General features: G+C 65.7%; 23 protein-coding genes. 18 read left to right on the forward strand and 5 right to left on the reverse strand.

Annotated features, from left to right (window positions below; genetic code table 11):
* The first annotated feature begins 9 nt into the window (after window positions 1-9).
* From GGR33_RS22695 to GGR33_RS22760, 14 genes are all read left to right on the forward strand, one after another.
* Window positions 10-441, forward strand: coding sequence for a DUF2280 domain-containing protein (locus GGR33_RS22695; RefSeq protein ID WP_183511212.1), 432 nt, complete (start codon window positions 10-12; stop codon window positions 439-441).
* Window positions 434-2,011, forward strand: a complete 1,578-nt coding sequence (locus GGR33_RS22700; protein ID WP_183511216.1) for a terminase large subunit — start codon at window positions 434-436, stop codon at window positions 2,009-2,011. Before GGR33_RS22695 ends, GGR33_RS22700 begins: the two co-directional genes overlap by 8 nt.
* On the forward strand, window positions 2,011-4,359 hold the full coding sequence (locus tag GGR33_RS22705; RefSeq protein ID WP_183511223.1) for a portal protein: 2,349 nt from the start codon (window positions 2,011-2,013) through the stop codon (window positions 4,357-4,359). The genes GGR33_RS22700 and GGR33_RS22705 overlap by 1 nt, the downstream gene beginning before the upstream one ends.
* On the forward strand, window positions 4,359-4,682 hold the full coding sequence (locus GGR33_RS22710) for a hypothetical protein (protein WP_183511230.1): 324 nt from the start codon (window positions 4,359-4,361) through the stop codon (window positions 4,680-4,682). Before GGR33_RS22705 ends, GGR33_RS22710 begins: the two co-directional genes overlap by 1 nt.
* Complete coding sequence (locus tag GGR33_RS22715) at window positions 4,682-5,209, forward strand: hypothetical protein (RefSeq protein ID WP_183511237.1); 528 nt, start codon at window positions 4,682-4,684, stop codon at window positions 5,207-5,209. Before GGR33_RS22710 ends, GGR33_RS22715 begins: the two co-directional genes overlap by 1 nt.
* A gap of 484 nt (window positions 5,210-5,693) precedes the next feature.
* Window positions 5,694-6,554, forward strand: a complete 861-nt coding sequence (locus GGR33_RS22720; RefSeq protein WP_183511244.1) for a hypothetical protein — start codon at window positions 5,694-5,696, stop codon at window positions 6,552-6,554.
* Window positions 6,555-6,580: 26 nt separating this feature from the next.
* Entirely contained in the window at window positions 6,581-7,816 is a 1,236-nt protein-coding gene (locus GGR33_RS22725; RefSeq protein ID WP_183511249.1) for a P22 phage major capsid protein family protein, read from the forward strand.
* 84 nt (window positions 7,817-7,900) lie between these two features.
* Complete coding sequence (locus GGR33_RS22730; RefSeq protein ID WP_183511258.1) at window positions 7,901-8,473, forward strand: hypothetical protein; 573 nt, start codon at window positions 7,901-7,903, stop codon at window positions 8,471-8,473.
* A 1-nt stretch (window position 8,474) separates the two neighbouring features.
* Entirely contained in the window at window positions 8,475-8,849 is a 375-nt protein-coding gene (locus GGR33_RS22735) for a hypothetical protein (protein ID WP_183511266.1), read from the forward strand.
* Window positions 8,849-10,270: a hypothetical protein gene (locus GGR33_RS22740; protein ID WP_183511271.1), complete on the forward strand. Its 1,422-nt coding sequence runs from the start codon at window positions 8,849-8,851 to the stop codon at window positions 10,268-10,270. The genes GGR33_RS22735 and GGR33_RS22740 overlap by 1 nt, the downstream gene beginning before the upstream one ends.
* Window positions 10,267-10,416 (forward strand): hypothetical protein, encoded by a 150-nt coding sequence (locus GGR33_RS22745; RefSeq protein WP_183511278.1) that lies wholly within the window; start codon window positions 10,267-10,269, stop codon window positions 10,414-10,416. Before GGR33_RS22740 ends, GGR33_RS22745 begins: the two co-directional genes overlap by 4 nt.
* Window positions 10,413-11,129, forward strand: coding sequence for a hypothetical protein (locus GGR33_RS22750; protein ID WP_183511282.1), 717 nt, complete (start codon window positions 10,413-10,415; stop codon window positions 11,127-11,129). The genes GGR33_RS22745 and GGR33_RS22750 overlap by 4 nt, the downstream gene beginning before the upstream one ends.
* A 42-nt stretch (window positions 11,130-11,171) precedes the next feature.
* On the forward strand, window positions 11,172-13,127 hold the full coding sequence (locus GGR33_RS26075; RefSeq protein ID WP_246413403.1) for a hypothetical protein: 1,956 nt from the start codon (window positions 11,172-11,174) through the stop codon (window positions 13,125-13,127).
* Window positions 13,127-16,546, forward strand: coding sequence for a hypothetical protein (locus tag GGR33_RS22760; RefSeq protein WP_183511286.1), 3,420 nt, complete (start codon window positions 13,127-13,129; stop codon window positions 16,544-16,546). The genes GGR33_RS26075 and GGR33_RS22760 overlap by 1 nt, the downstream gene beginning before the upstream one ends.
* Here the strand turns inward: GGR33_RS22760 and GGR33_RS22765 are convergent.
* The 4 genes from GGR33_RS22765 to GGR33_RS22780 form a co-directional block, all read right to left on the reverse strand.
* A complete protein-coding gene (locus GGR33_RS22765; RefSeq protein WP_183511291.1) occupies window positions 16,529-16,765 on the reverse strand; it encodes a hypothetical protein in 237 nt (78 codons plus the stop codon). The two genes, GGR33_RS22760 and GGR33_RS22765, sit on opposite strands and share 18 nt — an antisense overlap.
* On the reverse strand, window positions 16,762-17,109 hold the full coding sequence (locus tag GGR33_RS22770; protein ID WP_183511298.1) for a Rap1a/Tai family immunity protein: 348 nt from the start codon (window positions 17,107-17,109) through the stop codon (window positions 16,762-16,764). The genes GGR33_RS22765 and GGR33_RS22770 overlap by 4 nt, the downstream gene beginning before the upstream one ends.
* Before the next feature lie 124 nt (window positions 17,110-17,233).
* Entirely contained in the window at window positions 17,234-17,584 is a 351-nt protein-coding gene (locus GGR33_RS22775) for a Rap1a/Tai family immunity protein (RefSeq protein WP_183511302.1), read from the reverse strand.
* Between the two features lie 403 nt (window positions 17,585-17,987).
* Window positions 17,988-18,887 carry a S1 family peptidase gene (locus tag GGR33_RS22780; protein ID WP_183511308.1) on the reverse strand — a complete coding sequence of 300 codons (900 nt, stop codon included), beginning with the start codon at window positions 18,885-18,887 and terminating at the stop codon, window positions 17,988-17,990.
* A 314-nt stretch (window positions 18,888-19,201) separates the two neighbouring features.
* Here GGR33_RS22780 and GGR33_RS22785 point away from each other — a divergent pair, with 314 nt between their 5' ends.
* Genes GGR33_RS22785 through GGR33_RS22800 form a run of 4 tightly spaced genes read left to right on the forward strand, consistent with a single transcriptional unit; the run spans window position 19,202 to window position 22,771 of the window.
* On the forward strand, window positions 19,202-20,353 hold the full coding sequence (locus GGR33_RS22785; protein ID WP_183511315.1) for a hypothetical protein: 1,152 nt from the start codon (window positions 19,202-19,204) through the stop codon (window positions 20,351-20,353).
* 2 nt (window positions 20,354-20,355) lie between these two features.
* Window positions 20,356-20,760: a hypothetical protein gene (locus GGR33_RS22790; protein ID WP_183511321.1), complete on the forward strand. Its 405-nt coding sequence runs from the start codon at window positions 20,356-20,358 to the stop codon at window positions 20,758-20,760.
* A gap of 13 nt (window positions 20,761-20,773) precedes the next feature.
* The gene (locus tag GGR33_RS22795) at window positions 20,774-21,133 is read left to right on the forward strand and encodes a hypothetical protein (RefSeq protein WP_183511325.1); all 360 of its coding nucleotides are present in this window, start codon (window positions 20,774-20,776) and stop codon (window positions 21,131-21,133) included.
* Between the two features lie 3 nt (window positions 21,134-21,136).
* On the forward strand, window positions 21,137-22,771 hold the full coding sequence (locus GGR33_RS22800) for a hypothetical protein (protein WP_183511329.1): 1,635 nt from the start codon (window positions 21,137-21,139) through the stop codon (window positions 22,769-22,771).
* A gap of 5 nt (window positions 22,772-22,776) precedes the next feature.
* Here the strand turns inward: GGR33_RS22800 and GGR33_RS22805 are convergent, their stop codons facing one another.
* A complete protein-coding gene (locus GGR33_RS22805; protein ID WP_183511344.1) occupies window positions 22,777-23,256 on the reverse strand; it encodes a YadA-like family protein in 480 nt (159 codons plus the stop codon).
* Window positions 23,257-23,314 lie beyond the last annotated feature (58 nt).

Here is a 23,314-nt window from a genome sequence, read left to right on the forward strand (position 1 = left end):
GACCAGGCCGTGAGCGCGCTTTCCGATGAGGTGAAAACCTTCATCGTCCAACAGCTTGCGTGCTTCGACCCGCCCTCGGCTGTCGTGAAGGCGGTCAAAGATCAGTTCGACCTCGTCGTCACGCCGCAGCAGGCCGAGGCCTACAATCCCGAGCGCCGGGCCGGGCGGAACCTCTCGGAGGAATACCGGGAGATTTTCCGGGCGACCCGCGAGCGCTTCCTCGAGGACACGGCTTCGATCGGCATTTCGCACCGTGTGTCGCGTCTGCGCACGCTCGACCGCCTGGCCACGCGCGCCGAGACGATGGGCAACATCGGTCTCGCGGCGCAGCTCGTGATGCAGGCGGCGAAGGAAGTCGGCGACGTCTTCACCAACCGCCAGCGGATCGATGCAAGCCACACCGTCCGCAGCCATGAGGACGCTCTTAGCGCCCTTGAGTGATCGCGAGCTCGCGATCCGCCGCCGCCTGCGGGAGGATTTCGAGCACTACGCGCCGCGCTGCCTGCGCATCCGGACGAAGTCGGGCAAGATCGTCCCCTTCACGCTGAACAAGGCTCAGCTCTACATTCACGAGCGCCTCGAGGCGCAGCTCCGCACGACCGGCAGCGTCCGGGCGCTGATCCTGAAGGGCCGGCAGCAGGGCGCATCGACGTATATCGGCGGCCGGTTCTTCTGGAAGACGACGCACCGGCGCGGCGTGCGGACCTTCATCCTGACGCATCAGGACGATTCGACGGCCGCGCTGTTCGAGATGGTCTCGCGGTACCACGAGCATTGCCCGCCGCTCGTGAAGCCATCGACCGGCGCGGCCAACGCGAAGGAGCTGCTCTTCGACCGCCTGGACAGCGGCTACAAGGTTGGCACGGCCGGCTCGAAAGCGGTCGGGCGCGGCAACACGCTGCAGATGTTCCACGGGTCCGAGGCCGGGTTCTGGCCTCACGCGCGAAGCCACGCCTCGGGCATCCTGCAGGCGATCGCGGACGAGGACGGGACCGAGGTCATCATCGAGAGCACGGCCAACGGGGTCGGAAACTACTTCCACGAGCAGTGGCGGAAGGCCGAGCGCGGCGAGAGCGCCTTCCAGGCGATCTTCGTGCCCTGGTTCTGGTCGGACGAATACCGCAAGCCCGCGCCAGCCGATTTCGTGCTCGGCACCGATCCGGATGAGCAGGGCGAGTCCGAGACCGATTACGCCGAGGTCCATGGCCTCGATTCGGCGCAGATGTACTGGCGCCGGCTGAAGATCGCGGATCTGGGCGAGAGCCTGTTCCGCCAGGAATACCCCGCGACCGCGGCCGAGGCCTTCCAGATGGCGAATACGAACGGCCTGATCAGCGCGAAGCTGGTCATGGCGGCTCGCAAGCGCACGGTCGAGCCTTCGGGCCCGCTCGTGTTCGGATACGATCCTGCGCATCAGGGTGGCGACCGCCACGCGCTCGCGAAGCGCCGCGGCCGCAAGGTTCTCTCGGCGGGCGGTCCGACCGGGCTCTCGATTCCGCAAAGCGCGAATTACCTTGCCGGCGAGATCGACCGGGACAACCCGGTGAAGGCCTTCATCGACGTCACGGGCGGCTACGGCGCCGGCGTCTACGATATTCTCGTCGAGCGCGGTTACGGCACACCCGGTCGCGGCATCGTGGTGCCGGTGAACTTCGGCGGCGCTCCGATTCAGGACAAACGCTACTCGCCGACCACGGGCGAGGCGCTCCCGGGCCCGCTCAACCGTCGCGCCGAGATCTGGATGGACTCGCTCGACTGGCTCGAAGACCCCGCCGGCGTCGACCTGCCGGACGAAGATGAGATCCAGGCCGATGCCTGCTCGACCGGCTACACGCACAATTCCCGCGGCCAGATCCAGCTCTGGTCGAAAGAGAAGATGCGCTCGATGGGCATCCCGTCGCCTGACTGCTGGGACGCCGTCGCGCTGACCTTCGCGGAGCCGGTCATCGAGACCGCTCCGCTCAAACTCTCCACTTCATCTCGCCGCCGCGGCGGTTGGCAGGGCGCCTGATGGCTCAAACCCGAAAGAAACGCGCGGCGTCTCCCGAGACAGCCGCCGAGCCCGCACGCGCGGCCGACGAGAAGCCGGACGCCAACGCGAAGGTGCACGAGCTCGCGATGAAGCGCTGGCGTCGCGCGGACGAGGGCGACCGCGAGAACCGCGAGCTGGCCTATGAGGACCTCGAATTCGTCGAGGTGCCTGGCGCGCAGTGGGACCCGAAGGCGAAGGCCATCCGCGAAGACGACGGCCGGCCCTGCCTCGAGTTCGATCGGCTCGGCACGGCCATCCTGCAGGTCACTGGCGACATCCGGCAGATGCGGCCCGCGATCAAGGTCGTGCCGGTCGACAGCCGCGGTGATCCCGACACTGCCGACGTCATCGCCGGCATGGTACGCTACGTCGAGAACCGCTCGGACGCGCCGGCCGCCTACTTCGCCGCCGCCGACCAGCAGGTCGCCGCCGGTATCGGCCACTGGAAGGTGATTACCGAGTACGGCTCCGATTCCACCTTCGAGCAGGAGATCCGCATCGTACCAGTGCCCGACGGTATCGGCGTGCGCTGGGACCCGGACGCTGTGCTGCCCACGCGCGAGGACGGCAAGTTCTGCTTCGTCCCGGTCGACATGAGCCGCGACGTCTACGAGGAGACCTATCCGGATCATCCGGCGGCCGAGATCGGTGATGAGCGGCTTTCGGCGACCGGCATGGGCGGTTGGGCAACCGCCGACATGGTGCGGGTCGCCGAGTACTTCACCAAGACGCCGGTGCAGAAGACGCTCGCGCTGATGCCCGATGGCGAGATCCTCGACCTGACGGACGAGGGCGACGAGGAGCACCCAGAGAAGCTCGCGCGCGTCGTCGCGGTCCAGCGCGAAGGCGGTCGAGTTCGGGTCGAGAAGCGTCCGGGCGTGAAGGTCGAGCGCTTCGTGGTCAGCGCGACCGCCGTCCTCGAGGGGCCTGACGAGATTCCCGGTCGCTTCATCCCCGTGGTGCCCGCGATCGGCATCGAGATCACGATCGGTAAGAAGCGCGTCCGTCGCGGCCTGGTGCGCAAGGCGAAGGACGGCCAGCGCGCCTACAATTACAGCCGCTCGACCGAGGTCGAGACCGAGGCGCTGCAGCCCAAGGCCGGGTTCGTCGGTACCGAGGCGCAGTTCAAGGGTTACGAGCACATCTGGGAGACGGCGAACTCCGCCAATCACCCGTTCCTGCCCTACAACCCCGATCCGAAGGCGCCTGGTGCTCCGCAGCGCGCCCAGCCGCCGGTGCCGAACGCCGCCTCGGCCCAGTGCGCGCGCCAAGCCGCCGAGGACATCAAGGCGACGACCGGCGTCTACGATGCCAGCCTCGGCGCCCGCTCGAACGAGACTTCGGGCAAGGCGATCAAGGCCCGCCAACAGGAAGGCGACGTCGGCTCCTTTGTCTACATCGTGAATTTCAGCCGCTCGATCCGCCACACCGGCGCGATCGTCACCGGCATGATCCCTCATGTCTACGACACGGCCCGCACGCTCCGGATCGTGGGCGAGGACGGCAAGGTCGATCTCGTCGACATCAACAAGGTCGGCGGCCTCGCGGATGAGGATCAGCCGCTCGACAAGATCCAGAACGACGTCACGGTCGGCGCCTACGACGTCGCCATGGAGATGGGTCCGAGCTACACCACGCGCCGCGAGGCCGCGCTCGACGGCATGATCGCCCTCGTCCAGGCCGCGCCGCAGCTGGCGCCCCTCATCCTCGACCTGCTGGCCAAGGCGCAGGACTGGCCGATGGCGGATAAGATCGCCAAGCGCATCCGCACCATGCTGCCGCCCCAGATCCAGGCGGAGGAGGCGCAAGAGAGCGGCGAGCCGATGCCGGCACCGCCGCCGCCATCACCTGAACAGCAGGCTCAGATGGCGGCGCAGCAGCGCCAGCAGCAGCTCGCCGAGGCTCAGCACCAGCTTGAGGGCCAGAAGCTGCAGGTCGAGCAGCAGAAGATCCAGGCCGAGATGGCCAAGATCCAAGGCGAGATCCAGCGCGCCGCGCTCGACCACCAGGCCCGCATGGCCGAGGCCAACCGTCCGGCCGATCCTGCCGGTGCGCCAGCCGGCGGTGATGATCCGCGCATCGACGCGATCGCCAACGGCCTGCAGGACCTCGCGCACGTCGTCTCGATGATCATGGAGACCTTGGGCGGCGGCGACGGCGCTCCCGCTGCGGATGGGCCGCCCGATCCACAGGCTGGGCCGCCTGGGCCAATCGACATGCCGCCGGGCGCAATGCCCGGTCCGACCAGCGAGGCGCCTCCGGGCGCCTTTTCTTTTGACCCGAGCGCGATGGGCCAGCCCGCCGCTCCGATGATGGGCGCACCCTGATGTCCGAAGTCCTTCCTTTCCGCGCGGATCCTTTCGCGACGTTCCGCTTCACTGCGGCCGGTGCCGGCGTTGCGCTTCCGCTTCCTCATGGTCGCGGATCCCAGGTGCGCATCCGCAATCGCGGCACCGTCGACGTCTCCATAGAGTTCGGGGACAAAGCGACCGTTCAGGCCGTGATCCCGGCCGCCGGCACACCTGGCAGCCAAGGGTTCGCGCCCGGCGCTGTGGAGTTCCAGACGCTCCAGCAGAACCAGCGCTTCGTCTCGTTCGCCGTCGCCTCGGGCGCGCCCGATGTCGAGATCACTGTAGGCACCGGCGACTGATGTCGGGCTACAGCACGGGGCTCACCGTCTCCCAGGTGAGCCAGGCTGCCGCTGCGGCTGTGGCCAGCTCGTCCGCCATCCTGGACGGCTCCTTCACGGTCGACACGCTACCGGACCCAGCTGCGAACCTTGACCGATACGCGCGCGTCACGGACCTGTTCGGCGTGAAGCGCGACCTGGTGCTCGCCTCGATCGTCAACGGCGTCGCCTTCTGGCAGCCGGTGCGGCCGGTCTACGCGGCCAAGCAAACGATCACGGCCGACATGACGCTCACGGCGCTCAAGACGCCGTCGGTGCTTCTCCTTGACGGCACCATCGCATTGGGCGCGACCCGGAAGCTGACGCTCTCGCCGACACTGGCCTTCCCGGGCGCTTCGTTCCGGCTGAAACATCGCACCAGCTTGGGTTCGATCCTCGGCACGTTGCAGGTGCTCAACATCAACCTCGGAACGCCGATCTCCATCCTGACCGGCGGCACGTTCGAGGCCGTGTACGACATGACCGATGGGTGGGTTCAGGTAACCTGAGAGCGTAGAGCCGGCAGAGCGCTTGTGAGGGAAAGGTTCTGCCGGCTCCGGTCATCCGGATACCTATCGTGAGGCAACCGAGGTGACCCCTCACGGTAGGCAGGCTCGAGTCCGGCGTCATTTCCTCTTCGGTGCTACCTCAGACACTCCGAACTCTTGACCCGTCGGGCAAACCCGGCGAAAGGACCAGCGTCGGCAGGCGTGCGAGCAAAGCTCCGCTTCCGACTTTCACCAACAGCAGTTTGATGCGGTGCGCTGGCCTCGGTCGCGCGGGAAAAAGGGCTCGGGACTTCCGTAGGACCAGGAGCCCTGCGGCTTCAGCCAATACCCATTCAGATCGTCTGTACCTACGGACCGCATCAATATCATTCGGCGCTCTTCGCGCCCTCCCCGATCACGCTGGCCAGCGGATGAGCTGCAGGCCGCGATGATGAACCGCCCGCCCGTCTCCGACGCGGCGGGTTTTTCTATGGACCAAAGACATATGGACGAGGATCTGATCGTGCTGGGCGCGCAGGCGGACACGCCAGCGGCAGGCGGCGAAGACTCGCACGCGGCGGCCAACGTTCTCGAGGTCGAAACGACCGAGGGTACCGAGACCGGCGCAACGCCAGGGAATGAGCAGGACGAACTGGCCGGCGACGCTCCGAAGCCCAATGCCCCGAAGGGTGAGGCCGAGGACGACGGCGAACCGGAGAAGCCCAAGAAACGCTCCGGCATCCAGCGGATGCAGGACAAGATCTCGCGCCTCGAGGCGGAGCTTTCCGATTCCCGCAGAGCGGCTCCTGCCGCCGGCGCCGATCGGAAAGCCCTGATCGAAAAGGAGATCGGTGCGCCTCCGAAAGAGGCCGACTTCGACGACTTCGTCGCCTTTGAGGATGCCAAGGCGGAATATCGTATCGCCAAGGCCCTCGCCGACCAGCGCCTCAAGGACCAGGAGACCGCCAACACCAGTCGGCAGGCCCGTGTCCAGGAGGAGATGATCGAGGCCTTCGAGGACCAGAAGGACGCGGCCCGCGAGAAGATCGCGGACTTCGACAAGGTTCTCGCGAGTGCCGCTGATCGGAAGATCGAAAAGCACGTCAGCGAGCTTGTGCTCGAAAGCGAGAAGGGCGCTCTGCTCGCCTATTACCTCGCAAAGACCCCGGGGAAGCTCGAGGAGCTGAACCGAATGAGCCCGCTGAAGGCCGCACGGGCCGTCGGCGCGCTCGAGCATCGCCTCACCCTGGCGAAACCGAAGACAGCCACCACCGCCCCCGCTCCCGCCAAGCCGGTTTCCGGTTCGGCCAAGCCGGCGTCCCCCGACAGCGATCTCGATGCGTGGCTAGCCAAGAAATACGGCTGACCGCATCAATCTAAGGACATCTCTCCATGCCCAATACTTTGAACACTGCCAGCATCATCGCCAAGGCGGCGGTGAAGATCCTCGACAACGAGCTCGGAATGGGCTCCCGCGTCCACCGCGGCTACGAGGAAGAGTTCTCGAAAAACGTGAACGGCTACAAGGTCGGTGACACCGTCAACATCCGGAAGCCCGCCCAGTTTCGCGTCCGCACCGGCCTCGTGGCGTCCAACCAGGACGTCATCGAGGGTAAGACCGCCATCACGGTCAACAAGGTCGCCGGCGTCGACTTCTCGTTCTCCTCGACCGACCTCGCTCTCAACATCGCGGATCTGTCTGAGCGCGTGATCAAGCCGGCCATGGTGCCGGTGGCCAACCAGATTGACCAGGATATCCACGCCTGCGCCCTGACGAACTTCTGGAACTGGGTCGGTACGCCCGGCAACACGATCTCGAGCTACACGAAGTTCCTCGCAGGCGTGCAGCGCCTCAACGAGATGGCCGTTCCGACCGACGAGCGGTCCTCCGCCCTGTCGCCGGCCGACCATGTCGCCCTGCTCGGTGCCCAGTCGCAGCTCTACATCGACGGCGCGAATTCGGACGCCTACCGCAAGGCGAAGCTCGGTGGTCTCGCCGGCGTCGAGCCGTTCATGACCCAGAACGCGCCGACCCTGACCACGGGCACGCGCACCAACGGCACCGTGAACGGCGCTGGTCAGGCTGTGACCTACTCCGGCGCGCAGGCGAACTCCTGGGGCCAGACCCTCAATGTGGCCGGGCTCGGCGCTGCCGCGACCGTTCGTGCGGGTGAGGTGTTCAGCATCGCCGGCGTCTTTGCCGTCAACCCGGTGACGAAGCAGGTTCTGCCCTACCTGCAGCAGTTCGTTGCCACTGCGACTGCCACTGCTGACGGCTCGGGCAATGCGGCGGTGCAGATCGCTCCGGCGATCATCACCACCGGCGCCTACCAGACCGTCTCGGCGGCGCCGGCCGCCGGTGCAGTCGTGACCTGGAACGGCGCTGCCTCGACGACCTTCCAGCAGAACCTCATGTTCCACAAGAACGCGCTGGCTCTGGTGGTCGTGCCCTTCGAGAAGCCCGCGGGTGTGCCGACCGACCAGATCGGCATGCACACCTACAAGGGTATGAGCCTGATGCTCGTCCCGTACTTCGACGGCACGAACCGCATCTCCAACTGGCGCCTCGACGTCCTGTACGGCGTCGCCGCCATCGATCCGCGTCTCGGCACCCGCGTCAGCGGCTAAGCGCCTCTCACGCTGCAATCTGACGAAAGGGCGCCCTCGTGGCGCCCTTCGTCGTTCTGGACCCTCTCTCGCGCCGGAGCCGTCATGGACGCCGCAACCACCTTTCCGACCTGGGGCTACAAGCCCGACGGCTCGGCCCAGATCTTCGACCTCTCGGCTGGCGAAACTCTGCCTGCGGGCTGGGAGACCTCGCCGACCTGCATCACCAATCCCGAGCTTGCCACAGCCGACGCGCTGACTGCTCGTGCGGAAGGCCGCACGTACCTGCAGCCGGCCGCCGATGCCGGTCATGACGTCCTGACCGACGCCGCCGCTCCGGCCGTCGATCCCGATGCTTTCGCCAACGCCCTGGCCGAGATCGATCGGCTGACCGACATCATCCGTGGCGGCCAGGCGCAGAACGATGCGCTCATCACCGAGATTGAGGCTGCCGAGGCTGCCGTCGAAACCGCAACGACCGAGCTGATCTCGCTCCGCGAATTGCTCGCGGCTGAAACCACCGACAAGGCGAACGCCCTCGCGAAGGTCGAGACCCTGACGGCAGATCTGGCCAAGGCAACGACCGACCTTGTCGAGGCGCACACCGCACTCGAGCAGGCGACGGCTCCGGCTCCGGCACCGACCGAAGCCCCGAAGGCTCCTGCCAAGGCGAAGTGACGTGAAGACCCGCGAGGAGCTCATCGCTCGGGTTCTCAAGAACCTCGGCGTGTTGGCGGCTGGGCAGTCGCCGTCGGACGAGGACCGCGCGGAAGTCGACGACCTGATCGATCCCGTCTGCGCGAAGCTCTTCGACGACGGGGTCGCCAAGCTGACCGGTGATGAGATCGACGATGCGGCCTACCTGCCGCTCGCCGCGATCGTCACCGAGGCCGCAATGGTGCCGTTCGGTATCGGTGGTCAGAAGGCGTCCGACCTTGAGGCCCTGGCCGAAAAGGCCAAGTCCGATCTGAAGCTCGCCTACCGCGTCTATGACGCACGGCCGCCGATGCGACCGGATCGGTTCTGGGGCCGCCGCTGCGGCCGGATCTGCTGATGGCGGCAATCAGCTGGCCTCTGTCGTCCAGCCCGGGCCTCACCGAGGCCGAGGGCGCGGGACGACTCATCAACGCGATGGTCGAGAAGCTCGGAGACGGCGCGCGTGCGCCGGTCTCGCGTCGGCGCGTGCCCGGTCTCGGCCTGTTCGCGGATACGGCGCTGTCGACCCCACGCGGTTTGCGCGCGATCGGCCCGGTGGTCCTCGGCGCCTATCGCGACATGCTCGTGAAGGTCACCGAGGATCGGACCGTGACGCCGCTCGGCTCCCTGCCTGGCTCGAAGCGCATCACGATCGCGCACAACAATCGGCAGCCCGCCCCCGACGTCGTCGCGGTCACGCAATACGGAGCCTACAAGCTCTCCATCGACACGGCGCCGATGCCGTTGACGATTCCCGGATCCCTGCCTGCGCCGAACGCCTGCTGCGAGCTGTTCGGCTTCCTGTTCTTCACGGCCGGTAACGGCACGTGCTTCGCCTCCGGGCTGAATGCGACGACGTTCAACACCCTCGACTACACTGTCGAGCAGGCCCGCCCCGGCGGCCTCCTGCGGCCGATTCCGTTCCGCGACGAGCTGTTTCTCTTCGGACCGTCCGGCATCGGCGTCTACGGCGGTACGGCGCAGCAGAATGGCTTCCCGCTCGCACGGATCACCGGCATTCCGCGCGGCCTGATCGGCCCCTGGGCCGTCGCCGGCCATGAAGAAGGGTGGTCGAACGAGATGATCTGGGTGGGCGACGATGCTGTCGTCTACAAGCTGTCCGGCTATTCCCCGGTCCGCCTCTCGACCCATGACGTCGAGCGCGATCTCGCCGCGGCCGCGAAGGTCGACGCGACCCAGATCGAGGCCTCGGTCCACCTGGTGGCGGGTCATGCCTGCTGGGTCGTATCGATGCCGGGTCGGACCTGGGTCTACGACCTGACCACAGGCCAGTGGCACGAACGGGCGAGCCATCAGGCTTCCCGCTGGCGGGCCTCGCAGAGTGTGAAGGCCTTCGGGCGCTGGCTCGTCGGAGACACGGCCGGCACCGGCCTCCTGGAAGTCCGCGAGGACGTCTTCACCGAGGCCGGCGCGCCGCTGCGATTCCGTGTCGAGAGCCTGCCGGGCCAAGCCTTCCCGCAGCGCATCGCCTTCCCGCGCGTCGATCTCGATTTCGCGTTCGGCACCGGTCTGCTGTCAAGCGATCCGACCCTCTCGGATCCGCGCGCGCTGGTATCCTGGTCGGACGATGGCGGCTCGACCTGGTCGAACCCGCTCTCCCGCTCGCTCGGCCGCCGGGGCGCGACCCGCACCCGCATCAATGTGCTGCGCACCGGGCTCTCCGGGCCACAGGGGCGCTCGTGGCGGATCGACGTCTCGGACCCGGTCTACTGCGCGCTGCTGGGCGGCGCCGTCGCTCCCGATGTGAGGTCCGAATGACGAAGCAGGGCATGCCCTCGGCCCAAGCGCCGATCGCCGTCGGCAACGGCAACCTCTCACCCGAGTGGTTCAAGTTCTTCCTGTTCCTCTTCACGGCGCTGCAGGCGCTCGATGAACGCATCACCGCCCTGGAGAACGCCCCATGAGCTTTTTCGGCGACCTCTTCGGAGGGCAGGCGAGCAAGAAGGCCGCCGCAGCCAGCATCGCGCGCCTCGATCAGGCTAAGACCGAGGGCAACACCGATCTGGACACCGGCTACAACACTGCCGCAGACCAGTACGGCAGGGCTGGTGACCTGTTCGGCAACCTCGCCGGGCAGTATGCCGGCGGCTCGAAGCTCTATCTCGACGCGTCCGGTGCCAACGGCGTCGACGCGGCGAAAGCGGCACAAGGCCAATTCACGTTCTCGCCCGCCTATCAGGTCAATCTCGATCAGGGCATGCAGGGACTCGACCGGGCTCGCGCCGTAAATGGCACGCTAGCAAGCGGCGGTGCCGACACTGACGCGATGAAGTTCGCTTCCGGACTCGCGAGCCAGGAATACGGGAACTGGCTGAATAACCTCGGCAACATCGATACGAAGCGCGATCAGGCGGTTGCGGGTCAGGCCGGCACCATTGGCGCGATCGGGCAGGCCGCCCTTGGCACGGGCTCGGCCAAAGCCGGACTCGCATCGTCGACCGCACAGAACCAGTCCACCGTTCAGATGCAGGCTGCCAAGGCACAGGAAGACGGCGCGGGCCGCCTGCTCGGCGGCATCCTCGGCGTCGGAAACCTCGCCTCCAAGGGCGCCGGGAGCCTCTTCGGCAGCGGTGGTGGCTACAGCATCTTTGGTGGCGGCGGATGGGGCAGCGGCTGATCGCGCCCGCCCCTCACTTTCGCTCGCACAACGGATACGGACATGGACGGCGCGCAAGTCTACGCGATGGTCAGCGGCCTCGGCGACGCGTTCAGCGACGCTTACAAGACCGCCCGGGCCCAGCGACAGGAGGAGGAGGCTCCGCAGCGCCTCGCTGACCTCGCCACGGCGTTCTCGGCTTCGCGCGGCGGTTCTGATCCCTTTACCGCCTCGATCCGCCAATCGGCTGCGCCTGCCGTTGGCGATACCGGTCCAGCCCAGAGGGTCCCGTCTTTCGCCGGCGGAGGCGCCGTCATGCGTGCGCCCGGCAGCGGTGGAGCGACGGAAACTCGGTTCGTCGATGCGCTTAGGGCTGGCGGCCTGACCAACCCGAATGGCCTCGCGGCGATGACCGCCTATGCCAACCACGAGTCGGGCTTCAAGGGCTCGAACATCAACGGGTCGTGGTCCGACCCGAGCGAGAGCGGTGCGCCCGGCACGTCCGGCGGTATTTTGTCCTGGCGCGGCGATCGCTTTGCGAACATGCGCCGATTGACCGCCGGTGCTGCTGACCCGGTCGAGGCTCAGGCCAAGTTCGCGTTGACCGAAAATCCCGAGCTCACGATGGCGCTGCAGAACGCCAGAAGCCCGGAAGAGGCGAACAGCCTCATGGCAAACGCCTGGAAGTTTGCCGGGTACAACCGTCCGGGCGGTGAGAACGCGGCGCGGTTGGCCTCGACGCAGGCCTACGTCCAGAAACTCGGTGGCACGCCGTCAGCTGCGCAGGCGCCGACGGCTGTCGCTTCAGCCGAGCCGGATGCCGCCAACATCCCCGCACCGGGTGCTCAGCCCGCCGGCTTCGTCGTGCCCGGTCAGGATGGTGGACCAGCACCAACGACGGCTCAAGGCTTCGCAGGCTTCGGGTCCGGCGCCTCTCGGATGACGCCGGAAATCCAGTCTGCGCTCAACGCGGCCTGGAAGAATCCGCAGACCCGATCCATTGCGGCTTCGATGTTCTCGTCGATGCTGACGGGCAAAGACCAGAACTTTCAGATCAGCGCGATCGGCGATCAGCCGGTTCTTCTCGACACGAAGAGCGGCAAGTACATCGCCATCGGGCAGGGCAAGGCGCAGACCGTTTCCCCCGGCACTTCACTGGTGAGCCCCGACGGCAAGCTGATCTATCAGGCGCCAGACCGGGACAACACGAAGCTGCAGAGCGTCGCCGCCGGCACCACGCTGTTCGATCCTCAGACACGCCAACCGGTGTTCACGGCGCCGGCGGCGGAGAAAGACGAGGGCGCCAAGATCACCGCCCAGATCGATGCCCGCAAGGCACAGGCCGCTGGTCTGGGGCTGAAGGAGGGAACGCCGGCCTGGTCATCCTTCGTCGGCACTGGCAAGATCGGCCGCGACCAGGACCTCTCCGCGACCGACAAGAAGGCGATCCTCGAAGCGGACGAGAAGGTGCTCGGCATCGAGGGCACCCTGACGGCGCTGAAGAAGGCAAGGGAACTCAGCCCGGAGGCCTACAGCGGTCCCTTCGCGTCGACGCGCGGCTATCTCGGCAGCATCGTGGGTCTCGACGGTGCGAACAAAACGCAGGAGCTCGACAACACCATCACCGCCCAGGCGCTCGACAGCCTGAAGGCTACGTTCGGTGCAGCTCCAACCGAGGGCGAGCGCAAGATCCTCTTGGACATCCAGGGATCGAGCAGTCAGTCGCCCGCGGTGCGCGCCAAGATCTACGAGCGCGCCGAGCTGGCGATGCAGAAGCGACTGGCGTTCGAGCGTGCCCGCGCCGAGGATCTGCGCGGCGGGACGTACTACAAAAAGGACGGGGCTTCCCCGAAGGCGGTGGTGGCAAAGGGTGATCAGCGTACCGCTATCCCGGACGGGATGAGCGCTGGCGCCGCACTCGCTGAAGCCAAAGCCTTCGTGAAGGCAAACCCGCAGCTCAAGGCGCAGGTCTCTGAGCAGTTGCGTTCCTACGGTATTGACCCGGCAAGGCTCGACTGATGCCCGGCTTGTTCGACCATCTCCTGGAAGAGAGCGCGCCGGCGGCTGACGCTGCCCCGAAGGCCTCCTCCAGCAGCTCGAAGCGTGGTCTGTTCGACCATCTCCTCGATGAGGCGCCGGTTGAGGCGAGTCCCGTGCAGTCGTCATCCGGCGGCGACAGGGTGGCGCCCTACGGCATCACCGCACTGATCACCGGGCAGAAGCAGAAGCCCGTCGATCCGAAGCTGAAGGCCGCGGCCGAGCGTGGAGAGATCAGCGATGCTGCGGCTGCTGGCGTTCCCGGTGATGACGTCGCAGCCGTCGGCCGTGGGCTGATCGACGGCGTGCCGGTCGTCGGCCCTTACATTCTCGGCGGCGTGAACCGCGGCGTCGCGGCCGTCCGCGCCCTGCAGAACGGCACGACCTTCCCGGACGAGCTGCGCAAGGTCGAGGCCTTCGGCGAGAACACCGCGAAGGAGCATCCCGGCGCGACGATCGGAGGTGAACTCGCGGGCGGCGTTGTGGGCTCTGCGCCGCTCGTCGCGGCCGCGCCGGCGGCGTTCGGAGCTGGGGCGGGCTCGTTGCCAGTGCGAATGCTGGTCTCCGGGGTTTCCGGTGGTGTGCTAGGCGGCGCGGACAGCGCCGTTAGGTCGGATGGCGATGGGACCGCCACCAGAGCCGGCGCGGCAATCGGCGCAGGCTTAGGTGTCGCCGGTCCTGCTGTCGGCAAGCTCGTCGGCGCGGGCGTCCGCGCCTTCACCTCGCGCGGTCGCGGCAATGCTGCAGTGAACGAGGCGCTCGAAGGGATCTCCGACAAGGATCTCGCCTCGGCCCAGTTCCTGATCGAGCAGGCCAAGAGCCTGCCCGGCGGCGGCGTGAACCTTACGCTCGACGAGGCGCTTAACGCCGTCACAGGCGGCCAGGCCACGCGCGCCTCGCAGCTCGCCCGCGTCGTCGCCAATTCCGGCGGCGAGGGCGGCCGGGTCATGAACGAATTCTATGCCGGACGGCCCGCCTCGATCGAGAACGTCGGTGGCGCCGGGTTCGAGAAGATCGCGCCGCAGAACCTCGATCCGACCGGGCTCGGCTTTGACGTCCAAGCCGCCGCACAGGCCGGCGTCGCGCAGACGCCGGAAGGCGTGGCGCTCTCGCAGGCGCGCTCGGCCCTTGGCCCACGTGTGAGCCAGGACCAGGCCGGCCAGACGATCCAGAAGGAGATGCGCGGCGTCGCCGACAAGCTGGAAGCCAAGCGGTCGGAGCAGGCGAACAAGGACTATGCCGCCGCGCGTGGCGCTCCGGAAAACGTCGGGGTCGAGCGCACCGTCACCGTCGAGCGCCCGGGCGAGCCGATCGTCACGCCGCAGGAGTATTCGCGCCCCCAGTTCCGAGACGGTACGCCCCGGCCGCTCGACCTGCCTCCGACCGCTGAAGAAGCCGTTGGCGCCGGTCCGATCAGCCTCGCCCGATACATCGCGCAGCGTGGCGGCATCGCGCTCGATGGCGACGTCCTGGCGACCGATCTTCATCGCTTCAACATCCCGGGCGCCGGCAACGTCGCGCGCACCGGCGGTAAGTCGATCGACAACCATTGGCGCGAGGCGCTGATCGAGGCCGGCTACTTCCGCCCGGACGCCGACGGCGGCGCGGCGCGCGACATCTCCTCGGAGCTGCTGCGCAAGCTTCAGAACGAGCAGCGCGGCGTGCCGAGCTTCCCGATCGGGAATGAGCGGCAGGCGGCTCGTCCGACCGCCGGCCGCGTCGCCGACGAGTACCAGGCCGCACTGTCCGAGGCCGAGAGCCGTCTGAACACCGATCTTCGTAATCACGGTGTCGATCCGGCGAGCGTTCACCCGGATGTTCGCGATCGTGTGCTTGGCGCGATGATGCGAGGCGAGCATCCGGACCCGCTCGACGCTTTCGAGCGCGTCGTCGGCGGCATGAAGGAGAATCCCCAGCCGCTCGTGAAGTCGACGACGGTCCAGGAGCAGATCCCGGACGTGCGCTTCGGCCAGTTCGATCCGACGCCGGCCTTGGACGCGGTGGCGGCACAGGGGCGCACCGCCAAGGGAGATGTGCGGGGCGTGATCTCGGCCACCGGCCGGGATCTCTTGGAGAACGTGAAGGACCCCGTGACCGGCAAGCGAGAGCCGATCATGAGCGTCGAGGAAGGCCTCCACGCGCGCGAGCGTCTGGACCAACGTATCCAGGCCGCCCTCAAGGACGGGGATGCGACGAAGGTTCGTGACCTGACGATCCCGCGGAAGGCCTTGGATGGGTCGCTGAAGACCGTCCCCGAGGTTGCGACGGCCGACGCGAACTTCGCCGCCAACTCCGCAAAGCTCGAACCCTTCACGGGCGAGACGCCCCTTGGTCGCATCGTCCGCAAAGACCCGCAGACCGAGCGGCTGCTGACGCCCAGCGAGACGGTGCCGAGCTATCTGCAGGGCGCCTCGGCCGCGCGCGAGTTCTTGGCCAACGCAACGCCGAAGGCGCGTAAAGCCTTCGAGGGTCGGACCGCGACACAGATCATCGAGGGCGCCACCGACAAGCGCGGCGTCATCGACCCGGATAAGCTGCACACCGCGATGCGCGAGCATGCCGATGTGCTTGCGCAGATGCCGGAAACCTACGGCCGCCTCGAAGCCGTGGCGATCGCGCGCGACGGTCTGGCTCGCGTCGAGGCTTCACCGCTCGGGCGGGTCGCAACCCGCGATCCAGACGTGAAGGCTGCGGTGAACGCGCTCTTCCCTACCAATCCCGGCGCGGGCACCCATCAGGAGATCGCCACGGCCGTCTCTGCGCTCGCGAAGAGCCGGCCGCTGATCGCGCGCCAGCTCGTGCGCTATCACCTCGAATCCGTGTTCAACGAGGCGACGCAGGACGTGAAGGGCATCGCCTCGCAATATGGCGGCGCCGGCTTCGCCTCGGCAGTGCGCGGAAACGGACAGCAGCGGCAGAACCTCGAAGCCGCGATCCGGGCTCTTCCCGATGGCGAGACGATACTCGGCGGTCTCGACCGGATGCTGACCACGCTCGAAGCGACCGGTTATCGGCCGCAGAAGGGCTCGGACACCGCGTTCAATACCGCGATCCAGACTCGGTTGAAGGAAGGCGCAGGGCCGCTCGGCCAGGCGATCGCCGAAGTGGTGTCGAGCGCCTCGGCTGGTGCCGGCGTAGGCGGCGTGAAGGGTGCCGCCGGCGGCGCGGTGCTCGGGGCGAAGCGCGCTGGGCAAGAGGCCCTACAGCTCCGGCGGATGAAGAAGGACGGCGAAGCGATCGCGCGCATCCTGACCGATCTGAAAGCCATCCCGATGCTGCGCTCGCTCGCGAAGCAGCCGGAGGGTGGGCGCGGCGCGGAGATGCTGACCACGAAGCTGCTGCACCTCGGCTACCGCGGGACAGCCTCCGCTGTTCAAGGTCCTTCAGCAGCGCCGCGATAACCGCTGTTTCCGCAGGTCTCGCTGGTAGAGCAGGTACGCCAGCGCGGCCATAGAAATGAGGCATCCGATGATCAGCGCCGAAGTGCCTCCGCCTCCGATCGTTGCGTCGAGCCAAGCAATCCCGCCCGGCACGGTCGCATGCAGCACCGCCCGCAGCGCCAGCATGATGGCTGCGAAGAAAACAACCGTAAGAGTGATCTGAACCCAGCGAGTCATCATCGTTTCGCGTCACATGGGAAAGCATCTTCGAACGCTAAGCGCACCACAAAGATCGGGTGTCGATTCCACAGCTTAGGATTATCAGCGATAAACTTACGTGCAACCGCGACCGCTTGCTCAGTTGAGGAGTTCTCGCCGGGGCAAATAGTTTTTGTAATTGCCAAGGCGTCGAAGGCCGCCAGGATGTAGCCGACGCAGAAATCTGCTCCCGTGCCTTGGGCGCGTTGGCATTCCTGAGCGAGAAAGGGCGTTTTGACGGTGCTGACGACGACCGGCTCCGCCGATACTCTTCCCATCTGCGCGAGGATGCCGGCAGCAAACAGAAACAGTGCAATCCGTGTCATCGTCCCTCCGACCGTTCGGAGGAACCACGGCGCATAACGGTTGTCGATTACCGCCCCGCAACAGGTCGCGGCCGCATCACGACGGCGATAGCGACCAGGCATAGTGCGATCTTGGCCAACTTCATTACTTGCCCCCACAGGGATAGGCGGCAGAAAGCGCCGTGTTCACTAGTCCACCGCCGGGCTTGTGTCGCTCGCCGGGGTTCGCCAGCAGGTACCGACACACTGTCTCGCCGAGTTGACCGCCGGTGATTTCTGCCGGGATGCAAGCGGTACTGGTGAATTTGCCAGCGGCTGCAGCAGCTCCGAGACCGTCAATGACACCGATCACGTATGGGGTGACGGCGTCCGGTTCCTTGACGCAGCCGTCGTGAACTTCGTTGCCGGTAAAGAACACGGTGCCCTGCGCCGGCGCCCGCGACGACGAGGCGGCAAACAGGACGAGCGTGAGGGTGATCTGGGCCCAACGCGGCATGGGTAGACTCTAGCATGTGGATGCTCCTCGCCAAACCCGATCGGCCTGATATGATGCCTCCCTCTCAAAAGAGATCTGCTTTGGCCATTCTGACAGCTAGTGTCTTGTACGATAACGTGTCGGCGTCACGTTGAGAGCGACGTCATTTCTGCGTTTTAGGGTTCGAGCGATGCGCAGACTGCTTCAGATCGGCATGGCGTTTTTGGCTCTGCACCCTGCATGTTCATGGGGGCAGGACATGATTGCTCGGCCTCAAGTACCCCCGGCAGTCTTTGGCGATCCATCTGAAGTCTCAACTCGAGATGGAACACCTGAAGGAGACCGCCAAAAACATGCCGGAGATACAATTATCGACGGGCAGAGTCTTACAAATGCCAGTCGTTGGCTTGTACGAACTAACAACCTAGGGCTTGGCGCGCATGGTGTAACCGGGGGGCACCGAGAACCCTTTGGTCAGCAGTAATGGTTCAAATTCGAGTATCCTGTCTGCGCGAATGCATGCACCAAGATTGGTCGGAATATTGCTTGCAGATATCATTGCTGTTTGCGTAAATACTGTTGGTGCTTGCTGCAAGACTACAGCCCCAGTAACCTCTTGAACCGCGACCCCATAAACGACGCCAAGTAAGAAAAACCGACTTCCTATGTTGAGAGCTGAATTACTTCTTGGGTCATGATAAGAGCCCTCATTCATCAGAAACATAGGTGAGCCGCTGGCTCCCGGCCATGTTGCAAAATCAACTAAAAATTCGCGCCTGCCTTTGAAATCAATATATGGTGGCGTTGCCGTATAGCCTCTGTGAAATGTCGGTAGATTATTTGTATCATCCCACAAATTTCCTGGATATCCTGCCGTTGTTACGTTTTCTATCGGCGATAGAGCCTGGTATTGGGCTTGGGTTGGAATAACCGCCTCATTAAGGAATACCGTGAAAGGTGATACGCCAGTTTGGTTCAAGTTGTTAAATATGTCGGCCAGCGGTAATATAGCTAGATCTACATCAGGGTGCTTGATGATGGCTTTCTGTAGATTATTCACTGTAATGATGTGATTATTGCCTATTTTTGGAAGATTGTTATTGTCTTTCAATGTAAATTTAAATTGCATTTCATCGGAATTCCCGAAAACATGAGAATTCGTTACAATGCAGGGCACTGACAGTCCATTGTGTTCAAAAAGTGAGTAGAAAAAGCCCGTCCCGTAGCGAGGTGTTTTTGGGTCAGGAAACTCAAGACGTACGGTGCAGTACATCATTTGCTCAGACAACGTAAGTTTCGCTTGGCGATGTGCTGGAGTTGCCATTGTTAATCCTAATACCCGTTGGGGTGATCCGCATAAACCTGCGAACGCTATGGCCGAGATCAGTGTTCGGCGCGTTAGATCTACGCTTGTCTCAGCGGCTGAGCCGATCATAGTCGACGTCTTATCCTCTGGTTGAGTCGCATCACGGAGGATGACGAGGCCGGGTCGCTTCCACAAGCGCCCGGCCTTTTCCGTCCCGCACTTGACCCGACGGGCAAACGCACCGATTAAGCCACCGTCCGCAGCGCTGCGCGCCGGACCTGCAGAGCCGCTCCCGACCGGGGCGGCTTTTGTCGTTTCAGGATCTCCCCGACATGACGACATCGTGGCCGCTCTCGCGGCTTCAGATCCCGGATGCGTCCGGGCGGCCGTTGCTCGTGCCCAGCGTGCAGTTCTTCGCCGCCGGGACGACCGATCCGCTCGACGTCTTCAAGGATTCAGCGCGCACGATCCCGCACGAGCAACCCGTGAAGGCCGACGCCTTCGGCAAGTTCCCGAGGATCTATTTGCCGGCCCTGCTGTACGCCGAGGAGGTTCGTGGTCCCTACGACAATCTCCTGTGGCGTGACGACGGGCTCGGCTACGTGCCGGCAACACAGACGGACACGGGCGGTGGCGCAGTCGATCCGACGGCGGTCGCCTCGACCGGAGACATCAAGTGGCGGCTCGACCCGGGCATCTTGCCGGGATGGGTGCGGATGAACGCGCGCACGCTCGGCTCGGCGATCTCAGGGGCCACCGAGCTCGCCGACGTCTCGACCCAGGCGCTTTACGTCTACCTCTGGCAGAACTTCTCCGACGCCATCGCGCCGGTCACGAGTGGTCGCGGCACGGCGGCGCTCGCGGACTTCAACGCCGGCAAGCCCATCGGCATCCCAACGATGCAGGGCTTGGTCGCGGCCGGTCTGGACGACATGGGCTCGACCGCGGCGAACCGCCTGCAGGTCTCGGCTAACCTGACCCTCTCGGCGGGCTCCATCACCGCGACTGTCAGCAACCCTGCAGGCATAGCGCCCAACATGACGATCGTGGGCGACGGCATTCCGGCCAACACGATCGTCGTCGACATCGGCGGCACGACGGTCACGATGTCGAACCCGGCCGGGGCGGGCTCCACCGGAACCGTGCCGGCGCGTTTTTCGGTCTTCGCCGACGCGCAGACGCCAGGGCAAATCGGTGGCGACACCGTCAGGACGCTGAGCAACGCGAACCTTCCGCCCGCCTTTCCGAGCGGCTTGGTAACGGTGACCTACCCGGCGCACGGCTATAAGCGGTCGGGTGAGGGCAATCAGGGCACGAAGAACGGCGACGGGACCGTCGTCAACGTCAACCTGGGGAGCGTGGACGCCGCCACCACACCGCCGGATCCGGTGGACCATCCGGTCGCGATCGCCAATCCGAACGGCGGCCGCCCGTTCCCGACGGTTCAGCCGAGCCGCCTCGGCACCTTCTACATGAAGCTCTGATCATGCCGGCGTTCATGAACACGCTCGGTGGCGTCTCGCGTCGCGGGCAATGGCGATTCCGCCATGTCTTTCGCTCCGCCAACGAGCGCGGTCAGCTCGACGTCACCGATGCCGGCCTGATCGACTTCTCGACCGCCTCGGATGTCGTGCTCACGGTCGTGCCGCGCGAACCGGTGCAGCCGCGCGCCTGGTGCTTCGAACTCGGCGGTTGCCACGGTCACCGGCCGGTGCTGATGGCGGCCCTGTCCGCCGGAACTCTGGCGGTGTCCAACCCAGGCATCGTCGAGGCGCTGTTTCCCCGGGGCTCGCTGCTCGGGTTTCCGCCTGGCCTCTACGACGTGCGCGTCAGCGTCACGATCGGGCCGGAAACGGAAGAGATCTTCAACGAGCCGATCGAATTCGCCTAATCCGGAGCGTTCCGTGGGTAGCTATCCCGTCCGTCCAACTTTCCCGATCGATGTCCGCCCGGGTCCCGGCGTGATCACGGGTCGCGTCGGGGCGAGCCTGCAAATCGGCGTCGACATCGGCACCATCGCGCAGAACCTCAAGCCGAGCCGCAACCAGTTCTTCACGGCGCTTGAGACGGCGTATCCCGGCGCCTCTGCCACCGTCATGGCAGCCGTCCCCTCCGATCCGTCGGACCCGGTCAATCGCGCCTTCACCGGCTCGCTGCTCGTCGCCGGGACCGGACCGCTCGCGCAGTTCGTCAAGACGACGCTGGGGCTGACCGACAATCAGCTCGCCACCATCCTCGATGCCGCCCGCCTGATCACGGAATAGTCGATGCGCCGCTCTCTTCTCGCGCTCCTGGCGCTGGCCAGCCTGTCCGATGCGGCCTGGGCTCAGACGTACACCCTGCCCGAGATCGGACTGCAGAACATCGGCTCGTGCCGGCAATTCGCGGTGCGCGACCGGACGAGCACGACCATGGTGCCGCTCGGTTGCTTCGATACTACGAAGCAGACCTTCCAACTCGCGCCGGTCGCCCAGCCCGCCTCGGGTGCGTTCTTCACGACCTTCAATTCGGCCGTCGGCGCCCAGTACGGCATTCCGACCCCTTCGAAGGTCGGGGCCAAGGTCAACCGCGTCAACGATCGCCTGCTCGTCGGCGCCGCTACCGCCAATTCCGGCGACTTCCCGGCCACGACGAAGGATTGGTACGAGCAGCTCGAGGCAGGAACGACGCATCCGATCGGCTTCCGGACGTCTTGGGCGCAGACTGCGTCCATCTCGACAAACGGCGGTATCGGCGTTCTCGGCGCGGCCCGGACGTCGGACATCAACCTTCCGACCTTCCAGCTCGCGATGGGTGGCCTGTTCGCGACCAACAACGACAACACTACAAACCAGCAGCTCGCCACGGCGATGTACGCGGTCGCGTTCCGGCAACCCGGCGCCGGCATCGGCGCCTACACGGGCACGGTGGGTGCCGAGATCGACATCGCCAATCTCGGCAACTCGGTCCAACTGCTGCCGAGCAACGTCGACAGCCCAGCCGGCCACACCACGGCTCTCAAGCTCAATTCGGGTGCAGTCGTGCCGGGTGCGACGACCGCGTCTGCGGCGCTGACCATCGGTAACAACGGGGCCAAATTCCTGACAGGCATCGTCATGGCGCAAACCGCCATCGCAGGCCTGACCTATGACGGCTCCGGCAACGTGACGGGTGGCGGCGCCTCCGCGATGCGGATGAGCGTGTTCCAGACGCTCGAATGGTTCAACACGCAGGCCGGGTCACCGTCGTCGGTCATCACCTCGGAGATCCTGACGCCGGCCAACGGGCAGTCGATCCGCTTCCGCGATGCCGGGACCTTCATCGGCGACGCGACCGGCAATATCCCGTTGCTGCTGATCCCCTACATCGGCGGCACGCAGACCGCGGCCGGCGTCGTCCAGGCCGGGCAGGCTTCGACGCCGACCGCGTTCGCGGCATCGCCCTTGAGCGGCAGCAACGCCGATGTGGCTCTGCGCTCGGCGGGTACCGGCAAGCTCGTGCTCGGCAATGCTTCGAGCGATTACGTCACCGTCACCTCGGCAGGCGCCTCGACGAACCGTGTCACCATCGGCAGCAACGGCACGCCGGCCGCAGCCTCCATGACCAAGACGGCCGCTCTCGGCACCGTCATTCAAGGCGCGACCGGTACCAACTCCGATCTGAACATCCTGTCGGCGGCGGGAAGCTCTGTGCTCGCAGTACCAACCGGCACGACCACCGTGGTGTTCAGCGGCGCGATCCAATTGCCGAACGTCACCGTGGCAACCCTCCCCACCTGCAACGCGGCGGCGAAAGGCACGCTCGTGTCGCTTACCGACTTTAACGGTGCCCCCACTTGGAACGGACCTATTGCAGGCGGCAACGCCGGCGGTAGCCAAGTCATCCTCGCGTTCTGCACCGGCTCAGCCTGGACCCAGCACTAAGAGTTCTACCAGGGCGACCACCCGAAGCCGCCCTTCACAAGCGTCTGCGTAGGCCCCTGCGCTACCCCTACGTAGCCGATGGTGTTCTCGCTGATCCGAGCCGAGATGGCGATTGACGCTGCACCCGCCCCATCGTAGCCGGCGCCCCCGAACGAGATATTGAGCTTCCGTCCGGGCTCCGGGGGCAGCACGTTGATCGCGCCGGCCAGAGCAATTCCCTCCCGGAAGCGGTCTCGCACCCGGTCCAAGCGTCCGGCTATGTCCGCTAGGGCGGCCGAGGAGGCGCCTTGGTTAGCGGCTGCCGCTGCGGCCAGTACGTCAGACGCCTTCACAGGGAACCCCGTGTAGGTGGTTCGGGGATCCCCAGGGGTGTCGGGGCGCTGGACCGAGAAGTAGTCGATCGATGGCTGAAACGTTCCGAACGTCTGCGCGTCCGCATTGCTGGCCGCGCACATTATGGCCGCGGCAATCAACAGTCGCTTCATCAGCCCATTCCCCGAAGTTTCGGGTAGCGGGCCTCACCTGCTGATCTGAGTCGATCAC

Source organism: Methylobacterium brachythecii, assembly GCF_014196345.1.
In the GTDB taxonomy this organism is placed as follows: domain Bacteria; phylum Pseudomonadota; class Alphaproteobacteria; order Rhizobiales; family Beijerinckiaceae; genus Methylobacterium; species Methylobacterium brachythecii.

Excerpts from the sequence above, each read along its gene's own strand:
- GGR33_RS22750 (WP_183511282.1), top strand. The coding sequence starts at position 10,413 with ATGAGCTTTTTCGGCGACCTCTTCGGAGGGCAGGCGAGCAAGAAGGCC.
- GGR33_RS22770 (WP_183511298.1), bottom strand. The coding sequence starts at position 17,109 with ATGACACGGATTGCACTGTTTCTGTTTGCTGCCGGCATCCTCGCGCAG.
- GGR33_RS22720 (WP_183511244.1), top strand. The coding sequence starts at position 5,694 with ATGGACGAGGATCTGATCGTGCTGGGCGCGCAGGCGGACACGCCAGCG.
- GGR33_RS22775 (WP_183511302.1), bottom strand. The coding sequence starts at position 17,584 with ATGCCGCGTTGGGCCCAGATCACCCTCACGCTCGTCCTGTTTGCCGCC.
- GGR33_RS22805 (WP_183511344.1), bottom strand. The coding sequence starts at position 23,256 with ATGAAGCGACTGTTGATTGCCGCGGCCATAATGTGCGCGGCCAGCAAT.
- GGR33_RS22765 (WP_183511291.1), bottom strand. The coding sequence starts at position 16,765 with ATGATGACTCGCTGGGTTCAGATCACTCTTACGGTTGTTTTCTTCGCA.
- GGR33_RS22705 (WP_183511223.1), top strand. The coding sequence starts at position 2,011 with ATGGCTCAAACCCGAAAGAAACGCGCGGCGTCTCCCGAGACAGCCGCC.
- GGR33_RS22800 (WP_183511329.1), top strand. The coding sequence starts at position 21,137 with ATGCGCCGCTCTCTTCTCGCGCTCCTGGCGCTGGCCAGCCTGTCCGAT.
- GGR33_RS22725 (WP_183511249.1), top strand. The coding sequence starts at position 6,581 with ATGCCCAATACTTTGAACACTGCCAGCATCATCGCCAAGGCGGCGGTG.
- GGR33_RS26075 (WP_246413403.1), top strand. The coding sequence starts at position 11,172 with ATGGACGGCGCGCAAGTCTACGCGATGGTCAGCGGCCTCGGCGACGCG.
- GGR33_RS22785 (WP_183511315.1), top strand. The coding sequence starts at position 19,202 with ATGACGACATCGTGGCCGCTCTCGCGGCTTCAGATCCCGGATGCGTCC.
- GGR33_RS22710 (WP_183511230.1), top strand. The coding sequence starts at position 4,359 with ATGTCCGAAGTCCTTCCTTTCCGCGCGGATCCTTTCGCGACGTTCCGC.
- GGR33_RS22780 (WP_183511308.1), bottom strand. The coding sequence starts at position 18,887 with ATGGCAACTCCAGCACATCGCCAAGCGAAACTTACGTTGTCTGAGCAA.
- GGR33_RS22730 (WP_183511258.1), top strand. The coding sequence starts at position 7,901 with ATGGACGCCGCAACCACCTTTCCGACCTGGGGCTACAAGCCCGACGGC.
- GGR33_RS22715 (WP_183511237.1), top strand. The coding sequence starts at position 4,682 with ATGTCGGGCTACAGCACGGGGCTCACCGTCTCCCAGGTGAGCCAGGCT.
- GGR33_RS22745 (WP_183511278.1), top strand. The coding sequence starts at position 10,267 with ATGACGAAGCAGGGCATGCCCTCGGCCCAAGCGCCGATCGCCGTCGGC.
- GGR33_RS22760 (WP_183511286.1), top strand. The coding sequence starts at position 13,127 with ATGCCCGGCTTGTTCGACCATCTCCTGGAAGAGAGCGCGCCGGCGGCT.
- GGR33_RS22740 (WP_183511271.1), top strand. The coding sequence starts at position 8,849 with ATGGCGGCAATCAGCTGGCCTCTGTCGTCCAGCCCGGGCCTCACCGAG.
- GGR33_RS22790 (WP_183511321.1), top strand. The coding sequence starts at position 20,356 with ATGCCGGCGTTCATGAACACGCTCGGTGGCGTCTCGCGTCGCGGGCAA.